General features: G+C 64.2%; 10 protein-coding genes and 3 pseudogenes. 10 read left to right on the forward strand and 3 right to left on the reverse strand.

Annotated features, from left to right (window positions below; genetic code table 11):
* Nucleotides 1-74, forward strand: a pseudogene (locus QQM37_RS00965) (RNA polymerase sigma factor); the annotation flags it as partial.
* Between the two features lie 77 nt (nt 75-151).
* Here QQM37_RS00965 and QQM37_RS00970 read toward each other — a convergent pair.
* A complete protein-coding gene (locus QQM37_RS00970; protein ID WP_285724139.1) occupies nt 152-376 on the reverse strand; it encodes a DUF7455 domain-containing protein in 225 nt (74 codons plus the stop codon).
* Nucleotides 377-677: 301 nt separating this feature from the next.
* Between QQM37_RS00970 and QQM37_RS00975 the strand changes: the two genes are divergently transcribed.
* Nucleotides 678-2789 carry a DNA gyrase/topoisomerase IV subunit B gene (locus tag QQM37_RS00975; protein ID WP_285724141.1) on the forward strand — a complete coding sequence of 704 codons (2112 nt, stop codon included), beginning with the start codon at nt 678-680 and terminating at the stop codon, nt 2787-2789.
* Between the two features lie 38 nt (nt 2790-2827).
* On the opposite strand, the gene QQM37_RS00980 is transcribed toward QQM37_RS00975, so the two are convergent.
* Together QQM37_RS00980 and QQM37_RS00985 are read right to left on the reverse strand one after the other, a co-directional pair.
* Complete coding sequence (locus QQM37_RS00980; RefSeq protein ID WP_285724190.1) at nt 2828-3802, reverse strand: M56 family metallopeptidase; 975 nt, start codon at nt 3800-3802, stop codon at nt 2828-2830.
* 51 nt (nt 3803-3853) lie between these two features.
* Nucleotides 3854-4225 (reverse strand): BlaI/MecI/CopY family transcriptional regulator, encoded by a 372-nt coding sequence (locus tag QQM37_RS00985; protein WP_285724143.1) that lies wholly within the window; start codon nt 4223-4225, stop codon nt 3854-3856.
* Nucleotides 4226-4356: 131 nt separating this feature from the next.
* Between QQM37_RS00985 and QQM37_RS00990 the strand changes: the two genes are divergently transcribed.
* From QQM37_RS00990 to QQM37_RS01020, 8 genes and pseudogenes are all read left to right on the forward strand, one after another.
* The gene (locus QQM37_RS00990) at nt 4357-5970 is read left to right on the forward strand and encodes a cytochrome ubiquinol oxidase subunit I (RefSeq protein ID WP_285724145.1); all 1614 of its coding nucleotides are present in this window, start codon (nt 4357-4359) and stop codon (nt 5968-5970) included.
* Nucleotides 5971-6030: 60 nt separating this feature from the next.
* Nucleotides 6031-7029, forward strand: a complete 999-nt coding sequence (cydB, locus tag QQM37_RS00995; protein ID WP_285724192.1) for a cytochrome d ubiquinol oxidase subunit II — start codon at nt 6031-6033, stop codon at nt 7027-7029.
* Nucleotides 7030-7133: 104 nt separating this feature from the next.
* A pseudogene (locus QQM37_RS14460) lies at nt 7134-8522 on the forward strand (ATP-binding cassette domain-containing protein); the annotation flags it as partial.
* 339 nt (nt 8523-8861) lie between these two features.
* A pseudogene (gene cydC / locus QQM37_RS14465) lies at nt 8862-10472 on the forward strand (thiol reductant ABC exporter subunit CydC); the annotation flags it as partial.
* 19 nt (nt 10473-10491) lie between these two features.
* Entirely contained in the window at nt 10492-11145 is a 654-nt protein-coding gene (locus QQM37_RS01005; protein WP_285724150.1) for a PadR family transcriptional regulator, read from the forward strand.
* A 19-nt stretch (nt 11146-11164) separates the two neighbouring features.
* The gene (locus tag QQM37_RS01010) at nt 11165-12691 is read left to right on the forward strand and encodes a DHA2 family efflux MFS transporter permease subunit (RefSeq protein ID WP_285724152.1); all 1527 of its coding nucleotides are present in this window, start codon (nt 11165-11167) and stop codon (nt 12689-12691) included.
* Between the two features lie 158 nt (nt 12692-12849).
* A complete protein-coding gene (locus QQM37_RS01015) occupies nt 12850-13413 on the forward strand; it encodes a single-stranded DNA-binding protein (protein WP_285724154.1) in 564 nt (187 codons plus the stop codon).
* A gap of 131 nt (nt 13414-13544) precedes the next feature.
* A complete protein-coding gene (locus tag QQM37_RS01020; RefSeq protein WP_285724156.1) occupies nt 13545-14084 on the forward strand; it encodes a DUF6993 domain-containing protein in 540 nt (179 codons plus the stop codon).
* The last annotated feature ends 44 nt before the right edge of the window (nt 14085-14128 follow it).

Here is a 14128-nt window from a genome sequence, read left to right on the forward strand (position 1 = left end):
AGATCGAATCGAAGACGATGTCCAAGCTGCGCCACCCCTCGCGGTCGCAGGTGCTCCGGGACTACCTGGACTGATCACGTAACCACGTAACGAGAAGGCGCCGCATCACTTGGGTGATGCGGCGCCTTCCTTGTCTCCGTGACGACTGAGGTCAGTCATTCACCAGAACTGGGTCTTTGTCGTAGAGCCGTTCGCTCTCGTCCTGCCACTGCGACGTCATCGGCCTTAGCTGAGCCTCAACGGCGCGGGCGTGGTGTGCGCAGAAAAGGAGCTCCCCACCGGAAGAACCCAAAACAGCTCGAACGTATGCCTGTGCCCCACACCGATCGCAACGATCAAGGGCATTGAGTTCACGACTCGTGGTTGCGGTTGTCATCGGTCCTCCTCTACGTCCCCAAGGGGATTGATTCATCCAGAGCACCCCGATCCGGCCTCCGAAAACGCCGTCCTGTGGTGCTCTATGCACTATCCAACCATCCCGGAGCAGAAAACTATCCCAGGCTGAACCTCCTTTCGCTGACCGCGTAGCAGGGAGTGGGCGGCATCGCGCGGCATGGCTTCCGGTCGGGCATCGGCTGGGGAGATAGGCTGAATCAGCATCTCCGGCGGCATCATGTGGTGGCTGAGTCCCTCTGGCGGCTGGGGCAGCGTCAGCAAAGAAACAAGGAGTAAGTCACGTGGTCCCCACGAAATCCGAGTACAACGCCAGGCACCTGTCGGTTCTGGAAGGGCTGGACGCCGTCCGGAAGCGTCCCGGCATGTACATCGGCTCGACAGACTCCCGCGGGCTCATGCATTGTCTGTGGGAAATCATCGATAACTCGGTGGATGAGGCGTTGGCGGGGTTCGGGCAGAGCATCACGGTGATCCTGCATAAGGACAACTCCGTGGAAGTCCATGATGACGGCCGCGGCATCCCGGTGGACATCGAGCCGAAGACGGGCCTCAGCGGCGTTGAGGTAGTCCACACCAAGCTCCACGCCGGAGGAAAATTCGGTGGCTCCTCCTATGCTGCCTCCGGTGGCCTGCACGGCGTCGGTGCCTCGGTAGTCAATGCGCTCTCGTCCCGGCTCGACGTTCAGGTGGATCGCGGAGGCAAGACTTATCAGATGTCGTTCCGGCGCGGGGAGCCGGGGATCTTCAAGGACGCCGGACGCACGCTGAGCCCCGCTGCAGCGTTCGAGCCTTTTGTGGAGAACTCGGTGCTGACCGTTATCGGCAGCACCAAACGAGGCGTGACCGGTACCCGGACCAGGTACTGGGCTGATCGGCAGATCTTCACCACGGATGCGGTGTTTTCCTCGGAGGAGCTGATTACCCGGGCCCGGCAGACGGCCTTCCTGGTGCCGGGCCTGAAAATCACGATTCGCGACGAACGAAGACTTCCCGGCACCCCGGGGGAATTCGGCACCCACGAGGACGTCTTCCACTATGACGGCGGTCTTTCCGAGTATGTCGAGTTCCTGGCCAGCGATCCGCCGGTCACCGATGTCTGGCGCCTGCACGGCACATCCACTTTCAAGGAAACCGTGCCCATGCTGGACGAGAACGGGCATATGACGCCCGCCGAAGTGGAGCGGGACTGCGAAGTGGACATTGCCCTGCGCTGGGGTATCGGCTACGACACCACGATTCGTAGCTTCGTCAACATCATCGCTACGCCCAAGGGCGGCCGGCATCAGGAGGGCTTTGAGCAGGCGCTGCTGAAGACCTTCCGGAAGGCCGTGGAGACCAACGCCCGTAAGCTCAAGGCGGGCAACGACAAGATCGAAAAAGACGATGTCTTCGCAGGGCTGACGGCGGTGCTGACGGTGCGCCTGGCCGAGCCCCAGTTTGAAGGACAGACCAAGGAGATTCTGGGCACCCCCGCGGTGCGCGCCATCGTGGCCAAAGTGGTGGAACAGGAGATCGGCGCGAAGCTGAACTCCACCAACCGCAATGACAAGGCGCAGACGGCACTGCTGTTGGAGAAGATCGTCTCCGAGATGAAGTCCCGCATTTCAGCGCGCGTGCACAAGGAGACCCAACGGCGTAAAAACGCGCTGGAAACCTCCTCGCTGCCCGCAAAGCTGGCTGATTGCCGCTCCGAGGACACCGAGCGCACGGAGTTGTTCATCGTCGAGGGCGACAGCGCCCTGGGAACGGCGCGCCTGGCCCGCTCCTCAGATTTTCAGGCACTGCTGCCGATTCGCGGCAAGATCCTCAATGTTCAGAAAGCATCCGTGGGGGACATGCTCTCCAATGCGGAGTGTGCTGCCTTGATTCAGGTCGTCGGGGCCGGATCCGGGCGCTCCTTCGACCTCTCAGCAGCGAGGTACGGCAAGATCATCCTGATGACCGATGCCGATGTCGACGGTGCGCACATCCGCACCCTGCTGCTGACCCTGTTCTTCCGGTACATGCGGCCGATGATCGATGCCGGGCGGGTTTTTGCCGCGGTGCCGCCGTTGCACCGAGTGGAGGTGGTCCATGCGGGGCAGAAAGCCAATGAGCTGATCTACACCTATTCGGAGCAGCAGCTGGCCACTCTGCTGGCCCGGCTCAAGAAGGAGGGGCGCCGGTATAAGGAACCGATCCAGCGATACAAGGGACTCGGCGAGATGGATGCCGACCAGCTTGCGGAAACCACGATGGACCCCCGCTTCAGGATGCTGCGTCGGGTCACGGCTGCCCACGCCGAGGCGGCGGAACTGACCTTCGAGCTGCTGATGGGTTCGGAGGTGGCCCCTCGTAAGGAATTCATCATTGCCGGTTCTGCATCGCTGGATCGCGAACGGATCGACGCCTGAGCCTGCTCATTTCAGCCACACCTCGCGGCGGGTGCAGCTCAGGCCAGCAGAGACGGTAGCACCAGAAAAGCCGTCGGCACCAGCAGGAGCAGCCCTGCGGCCAGCAGAATCAGCATCTGCTGAGCCAGGGGTAGCGGCGGTTGTGGATGCAACAGCCGCAGAATCCGCGCAGCGGTCGTCTGGCTGGACTCGGTGACAGGAGCCGCAGCATCCTCCCAGGCAGGAGACTCAGGTTCGGTGGGGCGCTCAGCGGCATCGAACGCTGTGCCACTGGACACCAGGGCGATGGAGCGCACCAGGGTAGCCTCGTCGACGACCCTGAGCGCGGCGTCATCGGCCAGCATTTCAATCAATTCATTGACCGACTGCTGGGCCAGTTTAGAGGTCGGCAGCCAGGGCAACGCCGATTTCCAGGCGGCAAAAACCCAGAGCAGCAGGTGATGCCGTTGCGCCAGATGAGTTCCCTCGTGGGTCAGCACGCCACGCAACTCCTCGGGGGAAAGCAACTGGACAAGGCCCTCGGAAAGTACGGTGACCGAGCGGGCACCGCCGGGCAGGCAGTATGCCACCGGAGCCGCGTGACTGATCAGCACGGTGCCCGGCTGCTCGGCAGACGGCGAGGACAGCAGGGTCAGCAGATCACGATGACGACGGCGCTGGCGGACGATGCGCAGGTAGGTCAACAGCAGGGTGAACACCAGATGGGCACCCAGCAAGGTTGCGGCAGAGAGGGCGAAAAGGTGCCAGAAGTGCAAGCCCCCCATTGGGGCGTTGTTCACGACGATGCCGACCAGTCCCCGGGCAGCTTCCAGCAGCGTGCTGCCCAGGGGGGACAAACCCCAGGTCAGCATGGCACCGATCATGGAGAGCCCGCCTGCCAGGCCTACAGCCTGCCAGAGAATCATTGCGATAGCTGGTGAACGGCTGGGCCACCGCGCCCGCGAGAGCAGAACCGGAACCGGCCACGCCAGAGCGAGAGCGATGGCGGCCAGAATCCAGGCGGTGAGGGACAGGGCATCGATGCTCACGACGCAGACTTTCGTCGCTGGAGGAGTCCGGAGGCCCTAGACTCCGCCCAGCCCCAGGAGCTTGCGCAAGGTGGCGGCCTCATCAGCGGAGACCGTCCCGATGAATCGAGCCAGAACGGCTTCGCGATCCGGTGCGGAGCCAAGTACCTCATGCATTAATTCTGCGGTGTGGTCTTCGCGTGTGGTGATGGCCTGGTAACGGTGTGGGCGCACATCGCGTTCGCGCTCCACCAGACCCTTCTTCTCCAGGCGGGAGAGCACGGTCAGAACAGTGGTGACGGCGAGTTCTTTTCCCGGATCGGATGAGGCGTGCGAGAGCATGTCCCGCAGCTCATTGGCGGTGCGGGGCTCGGGTTGACGCCACAGCAGGTCCATCACGGACCGCTCCAGTTCGCCCAATGTCGCCATAGCTATCCTTAATACAGTGCTTGTTGCTGGATTCTCCAGAATAGCGTGTTTGGCTCCGGATTTCTACGCACAGTAGAACTTGTTCTACACTGTGTAGAAGAATATTTCTACGACGTGTAGAAGAGGTTGGGATGGAAGCTCTGGACATCGCCCGATGGCAGTTCGGTATCACCACGGTGTACCACTTCCTGATGGTTCCACTCACGATCGGGCTCGGTCTGCTCGTGGCCTATCTGAACACCCGATGGGTGGTGACCAGGAAGCCGGAATACCTCCGGATGACCAAATTCTGGGGCAAGTTGTTTCTGATCAACTTTGTGCTCGGTGTGGCCACCGGTCTGGTTCAGGAGTTCCAGTTCGGTCTGGCCTGGAGTGAGTACAGCCGTTTTGTCGGTGACGTCTTCGGTGCCCCGCTGGCCATGGAAGCCCTGCTGGCCTTCTTCGTGGAATCCACCTTCCTGGGCCTGTGGATCTTTGGCTGGAAGAAGCTCAAACCTGCCCTTCACTGCGCAACGCTCTGGGCGGCCGTACTGGGCTCTGTGGTGAGTGCCTACTTCATTCTGGTGGCCAACTCCTGGATGCAGCATCCGGTGGGGGTCGAAATGGTCAATGGGCGGCCACGGATGGTCGACGCCTGGGCGGTTTTCACCAACAACACCGCACTGGTGGCCTTCCCGCACACCATCTTCGGCGCGCTGGCGGTGGCCGGTGGATTCCTGCTCGGCATCTCCTGGTACCACCTGTGGAAGCGTCGCAGCCTGGGCATCGACACGGTGGATGCGAAAAAGCGCGTGGTCGTCGGGGAGAGCGTCATGGTCGATGGCGTTAGGCAGCACCCCGGGCGGGACAAGGCCGATTACTCCGTCTGGATCCGGTCGCTGCGGATCGGCGCTGTGGTAGCCATGATCGCCTTCGCCGGAACCGCGCTCAGTGGCGACATGCAGGGCAAGCTGATGTTTCAGCAGCAACCCATGAAAATGGCGGCTGCAGAGGCAGCCTGTCAGAACGGCACCAGCTTCTCGATTCTCTCGATCGGCGACGTCGGGTCCCGGAACTGCAACGATGTGGCCGCAGTGATCGAGGTGCCAGGGCTATTGTCCTTCCTGGCCCACGGTGACTTCACCACCGACGTCAAGGGAGTCAACTCGCTGTTGCCCGAATATCAGGCGAAATACGGCAGCACCGTGCCCAATAACCCGGCCTATGGCGATCGGGCGGGGCAGTCGATCCAGTATGTCCCGGTGATGCCGGTGACCTACTGGGGTTTCCGGATCATGATCGGGCTCGGCATCCTCGCCGCTTTCGCCGCCTTTGTTGCGCTCATCATCACCCGGCGCGGCACTGTTCCGTCCTCGAAGTGGCTGACCCGCCTGGCGCTGTTCGGCATTCTTGCACCCTTCGGAGCAAACTCTGCGGGTTGGATCTTCACCGAGATGGGCAGACAACCCTTTGTGGTGGCGCCCAACCCACAACTGAGCGGTGTGGATCAGGTCTTCATGTTCACCGCAGCTGCGGTGTCACCCGGGGTGAGCGCGGGGGAGCTGATTTTCTCGCTCGTCGGCTTCGCTGCTGTGTACGCGGCGCTGCTGGTGGTGGAGGTCTTCCTGTTGTTCCGCTACGTCCGAGGTGGGGTCCCCTCCGCCATGCCGGAACTGGGGGCGCCCCCTCCGCCCGGTGACGCGCCGACAGGGCACCCTGAGGGAGCGCCAGATGAAGCAGAAGATGTTCTGGCCTTCGCCTACTGACACCGGGCTCTCCTTCACCGTAGAACCGCAGAACTCACGTACACCTAAGGACTGATGACGATGGATTTCCTCCCGATTCTCTGGTTTGTACTGATCGCCGTCCTCTGGGTGGGATACCTCTTCCTGGAGGGATTCGACCTCGGTGTGGGGATGTTGATGACGACCTTCGCCCGCGGCAACCGGGAGCGTCGCCTGCTCCTGAACACCATTGGCCCGGTCTGGGACGGCAACGAAGTGTGGTTGATCACTGCCATCGGCGCCACCTTCGCCGCCTTCCCGCTCTGGTACGGATCCTTGCTGTCATCGCTGTACCTGCCGTTCTTTATCGTGCTGCTCGGACTGATCTTCCGTGCTGTTGCCTTCGAATACCGCGGAAAAGTAGACCAGCCACGGTGGCGTGCGGTGGCCGACCTGGCGATCGCCATCGGCTCTTTTGTGGCGAGCTTCGGCATCGGGGTCGTCCTCGGTACCACCACCACAGGCCTGCCGGTCAACGGCCACGGTGACCGGGTCGGTGGCGCCTTCGCCTGGTTCAGCTGGCCAGCAATGCTTGGCGGGGTGGCCGTGGTCTCCTTCGCGCTGATCCATGCCTGTGCCTTCGTGACGCTCAAGAGCACCGGGGAAGTGCGACACCGGGCGCGGGCACTGGTGGTCCGCTGGGTGATTCCAGCCGGCCTGCCGTTGCTCGCCTGGGTGCTGCTGGTCCAGATTCGCAGCGGCAGCTGGCTCAGCTGGCTGAGCTTTGTCGTGGCGGCCCTGGCCCTGTGCGGTGTGTGGCTGGCTGCCCGGGGAAATCGTGAGGGATGGGCATTCCTGGGGTTGGGCAGCTACCTGGTGGCTGCCATCGGCTCGCTGTTTGGCGCCTGTTTCCCGGTGGTGCTTCCTTCGACTCTCGACTCCGCCTTCGATCTGACGGTCACCAACGCCTCCTCCTCGCCCTACACGCTGGGACTGATGTCGGTCGTGGCCGCCTTCGGGATTCCGCTGGTGTTGGCCTATCAGGGATGGACCTACTGGGTGTTCCGCAAGCGGATCAGCCTGGCCAGCATCCCGGTATGAGCGGAGTTCTCCGCACCGGACGGCCTGCTGGGCCGCAGGTGCCACAGGCTGCCCGGGGCGGACTGTATCTGCTGGGGGTGCTCTGCGTCATCAAAGCACTGTCCATGGTGCTGCTGGCTGAGGGACTGGCACGTGGGCTGGTCGCCCTGAGTGGGCACTCCGCGGAAGCCGGTGCCACGGAGCTGCGCATCGCTGTGCTGCTGGCGGGCTGCGGTGCACTGCTGCGCAGCGGCTCTGTCTGGGCGGTTCATATCTGTTCACGACGGACGGCTCTGGGCAGCAAGGAGGCGCTACGCGGAGAGCTCGTGGCCCACTGGGTGGACCGGGGGCATGCCCCCCAGGATGCCCCCGTCCTGGCCACTCGCGGACTGGATGCCCTGGACGGCTTCTACACTCAGTACCTTCCCGCACTCGTCTCCGCCGCCACCGTGCCGGTAATCATCGGGGCCAGGATTCTCCTGGCCGACTGGGTGAGTGCTCTGGTGATCGTGCTGACCGTTGGGCTGATTCCGCTGTTCATGGTGCTGATCGGCCAGACCACCAGGGACAAGGTGGCCGAATCCACCGCCGCACTACTGGCCATCAGCCACCACCTGGTGGAAATGGCGCGTGGTCTTCCGGTGTTGATCGGGCTGGGCCGGGCCGCAGAACAGGGAGCAGCGCTGCGCGAGCTGGATCGCCGCTTCCAGGACCGGACCCTGAGGACCCTTCGCGTGGCCTTCCTCTCGGCGATGGCCCTGGAGCTCATCGCCACCCTCTCGGTCGCCATTGTGGCGGTCACTATCGGTGTCCGGTTGGTGGGCGGCAGTCTGGATCTCGGCACAGGCCTGGTCGTCCTGATCCTGGCGGCCGACTGCTACATCCCACTGCGTGAGGTCGGGACCGCCTTCCACGCCAGCGATGACGGGCGCGAGGCTCTGCGCCGGGTCCGGGCAGTTCTGGACGAACCAGCACGTGCCCCGCTGGCGGATGACCACGGTACCGCTGAGTCGAATCGCAGGAGCGCCGCCGCCCGGGACGTCGTCCGAGGGATCCGGATTCGGGACCTGACAGTCTGCTACCCGGGCCGCACCCTTCCGGCGGTGGAAGGAATCTCCCTGGACTGCGAACCGGGCGAGGTCCTGGCCATCTCTGGCCCCAGCGGCTCGGGTAAGTCCACGGTTCTGGCGGCACTGGTTGGTCAGAACGGCCCCGGGCTGGCCCAGGCCAGCGGCACGATGCGCGGTGCGGCGCTGGCCTCGGTGGCGTGGCTCCCCGCTGAGCCGCGGACCACCGAGGTAAGTGTGGAGGCTGAGCTGAGGCTCTGGCTCGCTGGACCGGGGCTGGCCGGAAACGTCGATCGCTGGCAGCCCGCGACTCTGGCCGCTGAGGTGGGGCTGGGCGATCGGCTGGCTCAGCATCCCGTGAGCCTCAGCCCGGGGCAGCGCCGCAGACTGGGTCTGGCCCAGGTGCTGGCGCGCGTCTGTCAGGGGGCCACGCTGGTGGTCGCCGATGAGCCGACGGCCCACGTCGACGCGCAGACCGCCGAATTCATCGCAAGGCGCCTCGTCGCGCTGAAGAAGGAGGGTGCCGCCATCGTGCTGGTCAGCCATGACCCGAAGGTGCTGGCGCTCGCCGACCGACACCTCGCCTTGCCGCTGCGTACCGGTAACGCCTCCTGGGAGGAGGTCGACGTCGAGGGCATGGCTGTCGATACAGGACTGGCTGCCGGCGTGCTGCCGGTTCTCGATGCGGTACCAGTGAGCTCAGCCCCGACCAGCAACAACAATGACACGCTACGGGATCCCGCCAGGCCGTCGTCGTCCAGGTCGTCGCTACGCGAGTGGCTGGGCCTCCTGCAGCCCTGGCGTGCGGCTTTTATTGGCTCAATGGTGTTGGCCGTAGTGACGGTGCTGGCCGCCCTGGCGCTGGCTGCACTATCCGGGTGGCTGATTGTCAGGGCCGCTGAGCGACCGCCCATTCTGTACCTGCTGACGGCCATGGTCGGGGTCCGGTTCTTTGGCCTGGTGCGAGCGGTCTCGCGCTATGTGGAGCGCTTGCTGACCCATGCGAGCGTCTTTTCCGCAGCTGCCAGGCTCAGAGAGCGCCTCTGGGTTTCGTTGAGCAGCACACTGCCCGCCCGGCGCGAATGGCGGCGCGGTGAGGGGGTGCTGGGGACGCTCGTGGCTGATGTCGACTCACTCCGCGACACCGTGCCCCGAGTGCTGCCTCAGCTTGCCACTGCAGTCCTCGGCGGTGCCGCGGTCCTGGTTGCTGGCGGGCTGCTGATGCCCGCCACTTTCTGGTGGCAGCTCGGGGTGGTGTTCGCAGTAGTGGTCCTGTGTCCGGCCGTCGCACTGTGGACGGATCGTCGAGCACGGTGGCAGGAGCATCAGAGCCGCCGCCTTCTGGTGGAACGCCTTTCCGCCGTGCTGGACGCCGGTGCAGGCCTGCGTATCAACCAGTTGGCTCCGCGACTACTCAGCAGGCTGGCCGCTCAGGATCGTCAGAGTACGCGGGCTGCGCAACGGGCTTCCTGGGCGGAGGGGCTGGCCCAGGGGCTTCTGGTGCTCTGCGCAAGTGGCGGCGCCATCGGGACGCTGCTGCTGGCGGCCCCGCAGGTGGGGGCCGGAGGTACCAGTCTTCCGGTCCTGACGGCTGTTGTGCTGCTGAATCTGGGGCTGGTGGATGCCTTTGCCTCGGTGGTTGCTGCGGCACCCCAGGCGCGGTTGTTGCGCCGGTTGGCTGCGCGACTGGCTGGATCCCTACAGACCAGGCCCCTCGCAGCTCCGCTCCCGCCGGAGCCAGGCCACGCTCTTCAGGCCCGGGATCTGGCGGTGGGCTGGAGAGCCGCCGATGGCAGACGGGTCCAGGTGGCTGAGGGCCTTGAGCTGAGTCTGAGTCGCGGCGAATGGCTTACCGTCATGGGGCCGAGTGGTTCCGGCAAATCGACCCTTCTGGCCACCATTCAGGGCTTCACGCCCCCGCTGTCCGGCACACTCGCCACTGCCACGAGGATCGCCTGGTGTCCTCAGGAAGCGCACCTCTTCGACTCCACCTTACGGGGCAATCTGGCGATCGCCCGGTCCCGGGGGGAAGCTCCGATGGAATCTGAGCTCCTTCAGGTGCTGGCAGCCGTTGGCCTCGGTCAGTGGTGCGAGGACCTGCCTGGCGGTCTGGATTTCAGGGTTGGTGCAGAGGGATCGCACCTTTCGGCCGGGCAACGGCAGCGGCTTTCGGTGGCGAGGGCGCTGCTCACACCGGCTCCGCTGATTCTTCTGGATGAGCCGACTGCGCATCTTGACCTGCCCGGGGCGCGATCGCTGATGGCGGATCTTCGCCGGGCGCTGGCAGACCGTGCGGTGCTCCTGGTCACGCATCGGGCAGAAGAGGTGGCCCCGGGGGACCAGCTTCTGATGATGGGGACGATGTCTGATCGATCTGGTATATTTCGGATGGAATAATCGATCGGGAGGGGGCCGGGTGGATACCTCGATTACGCCTCTGGGTGCCACGGTGCTAGGTCTACTGGCCGAACGCCCTATGCACCCCTACGAAATGTTGCAGCTCATGGCGGAGCGCAGGGAAGATTTCCTGGTCAAAATTCGTCCGGCCTCCGTGTATCACGCCGTGGCGCGCCTGGAATCACAGGGGCTGATCGTCGCTCAGGGGACCGGGCGCGAAGGTAACCGGCCGGAGCGCACCGTCTATTCGATGCTCCCGGACGGTGTGGCCGCGCACGAGGCGCATTTGCGCAGCCTGCTCTCCACTGTGACCAACGACTACCCGGCTTTTCGGCGGGGGATCGCGGAGGCGCACAATCTGCCGCTGGATGAGGTGATCGGCCTGCTGGAAGCCCGCCAGCAGGCCCTCCGTGAGCAGTTGGACGAGTTCAGGAGGCTGCGCGAGGGAATTCCTGATGCCACCCGCCAGTTTCTACTGCACGTGGAGTACAGCCTGGCGCTCTGGCACGCCGAGCACGTCTGGACCTCTACATTGATCGACGAACTCCGTGCCGGACGAATGGTCTGGGGCATCCATCAGTGCCTTCCTGAATCAGTACCATCCTCTGAGTCAGCACCGACTGATTCATCACCGTCGGTGCACCAGGCCGACCACCCCACGAATTTTCACTGAATCTTTTCAAGGACACCCCATGAATCAACATGAGCGCGCCTGGCCGGCACTCTGGTCACTCGTCATCGGCTTTTTTATGATCCTGGTGGATTCGACCATCGTCTCGGTCGCCATGCCTTCCATCATGCAAGGCCTCTCCACGGCGGATCACGTGGTGGACATCAATCAGGCGGTCTGGGTCACCAGCGCCTATCTTCTGGCCTACGCCGTACCGCTGCTGATCACCGGACGGCTCGGCGATCGTTTTGGACCCAAAAACCTGTATCTGGCGGGGTTGGTGGTCTTCACGGCTGCCTCAGCCTGGTGTGGACTGTCCGGCAGCATCGAAATGCTGATTCTGGCACGTGTGGTGCAGGGCCTCGGAGCAGCGCTGATGACCCCGCAGACGATGTCGGTCATCACCCGAGTGTTCCCGCCGGAACGGCGCGGGGCGGCGATGGGCGTCTGGGGATCGGTGGCCGGAGTCGCCACCCTGGTCGGCCCGATTCTCGGCGGAGTGCTGGTCGACGCCGCCGGATGGCAGTGGATCTTCTACGTCAACGTCCCCGTGGGAATCGTGGCCTTCATCCTCGCCTGGCGCCTGGTCCCGATGTTGCCGACCCAGTCGCATCGTTTCGACTGGCTGGGTGTCGCACTGAGCGGCATCGGCATGTTCTGCCTCGTGTTCGGCATCCAGGAGGGGGAGACCTACCACTGGGGCACCATCGCCGGGCCGATCTCGGTCTGGGGCCTCATCATTGCCGGGCTGGTGTTCATGGCAGCCTTCGTGCTGTGGCAGCGGTTCAATCGCACCGAGCCTCTGCTGCCGCTCACGCTCTTTGCCGACCGCAATTTCTCCCTGGCCAATCTGGCGATCTCTGCCATGGGGTTCACAGTCACAGCCATGGCTCTGCCGTTGATGCTGTACGCGCAGAACGTCCGTCAGTTCAGCCCCACGGAGTCGGCGCTGCTGCTGGTTCCGATGGCCGTCATCAGCGGCGCTCTCGCCCCGCTCATCGGCAAGCTTCTGGGCCGCTTCGATCCAAGGTTCTTTGCGGTGGCGGGATTCGCGATCATGGCAACGGCATTGTTCTGGTTGGGCTCCATTCTCAGTCCTGACGTGCCGGTGTGGCAGCTGGAACTTCCGATTGCGATGATCGGCCTGGCGAGTGCAGGGATCTGGGCCCCCGTGTCGATGACGGCCACCCGTAACCTCGCCCCGGCACTGGCTGGCGCTGGCTCAGGGGTGTACAACACCACGCGCCAGATCGGCGCGGTGCTGGGCTCGGCCGCCATCGCCGCTTTGATGGAGTCCCGGATCAGCGCCAATTTTCCGGCACTCCCGCCGGGAGTGAGTGCTTCCGCCAAGGGGCCTCTGCCGGAGTTCCTGCACGGGCCCTTTGCCTCCGCTATGGGTCAGTCCATGTACCTGCCCGCCAGCGTCGTGCTGATCGGCGTGGTGACGGCTTTGTGTTTCGCTGCTGTCAAGGTGGGGCGGCCGGCTGCGGTCCAGCCCGATGCCCAGCCTGGACCGGTCAGCCGGGAGTCGGTGCGCAGCACGGACTAGGGTTCTTCCCCGGTGCAACACTGAGTTCTCCTGCACAGGCCAGGACTTCGGCTCATTTCCCCACAACGGCAGCAGTCGTGGTGGTGAGGTTCTTCCGTCTGACGAAGACTTGCTGCCAACCCCTCCGTGAGAGGGTCAAGGAAAGCAAGGTGAGGATGATGACGGACGTACTGACGATTCGCGGTTTTGTTGCCAGCGAGGTGAAGATGACCGTGACCAAGTCAGGGTTCCCAGTGGCGAATTTCAGACTGGGATCAACGGAACGCCGATTCGACCGGGAACGCAATGAATGGGTGGATGCGGCGACCAACTGGTATTCCGTCTCGATGTTCCGAGCGCTGGCCCAGAACGCCTCTGCCAGCATCAGCAAGGGCGAGCGAGTGATCGTACAGGGGAAACTTCGCCTCCGCCAATGGGTCAACGACGACGGCCGGCGCGGTATTGCTCCGGAGATTGAGGCCGATGCCGTAGGCCACGACCTGGGCTGGGGCACCGCGAACTTCCGGCGAGCGGTGCAGGGGCCTGCCCATCAGCCGATGGCGGAACCGTCGGAGGCCGAGGCGGGCGCAGATCCCACGGAGGGTGGGCCAGAGGATCGGGGACCGGATCAGGAATCCGATTCACCGGCACCGGAGCGGGAAGAAAATCCCGGTCAGGAGTCGATGCTGGTCGGTGTTTCAGCGGGTGGATTCGGTGGGACCGACTCGGAGCCGCCATTCTGAGGGTGTTCCTTGCGTGAGGGAGCCGTGCGTGCTCCCTGTCCAGGGACCTCAGGCTGCCCAGCGTCTCAAGCTGTCCCGGGACCTCAGGGCGGAAGCCGGTGCGCTCCACTGTGAAGTGGCACAATGAAGCGGTGAAGCATTCCCGTTTCGCCGCTGCATCACAGGCACCGGCTTTCACCCGCAGATCGAGGGTGTCCCTTCGCTCATCGCTGGCAGCAGCCAGCACCGCAGTGCTCATCGTGGCGCTTGCTGCCTGTACCCCCGGTAACGGTGCGGCCAGCAACAGCAGCCAGGGATCTGCTTCGAGCACTGTTGCGTCCAGCACCGTACCGGCATCAACTGCAGCAGTCGCTTCTCCGACGCCCACTCAACCCACCCCGGCTCAGGCCCTGGAGGTCAAAGTCAAAGCGGCGCTCAGTGACGTCGCAGCGAAGTCTGCCAAACCCAGCCGGGAGGACATTCGCGCGGCGCTCGCTGCGCTGGCGGCGAATCCTGCCGATGTGGAGGTGTCACTCTCCAAGACGCCCACCGGGCTGGATGCCGACGCCGTGCAGGGCGCGGTCAAGCTGGAGGCGTCCTGTGTGGTGGGGGAGGTTCGCGCGGGCGCGGTGAGCACCGTCATCCTGCCTGTTCTTTCCACCGGGCATTGTTTCGTGGGCGATCAGCGCTGACCTTTGGCGGCGGCATTTGCGTTGCGGGTGCGTCCGTGGCCGGG

The organism is Psychromicrobium xiongbiense (assembly GCF_030271165.1).
Classification (GTDB): Bacteria; Actinomycetota; Actinomycetes; order Actinomycetales; family Micrococcaceae; genus Renibacterium; species Renibacterium xiongbiense.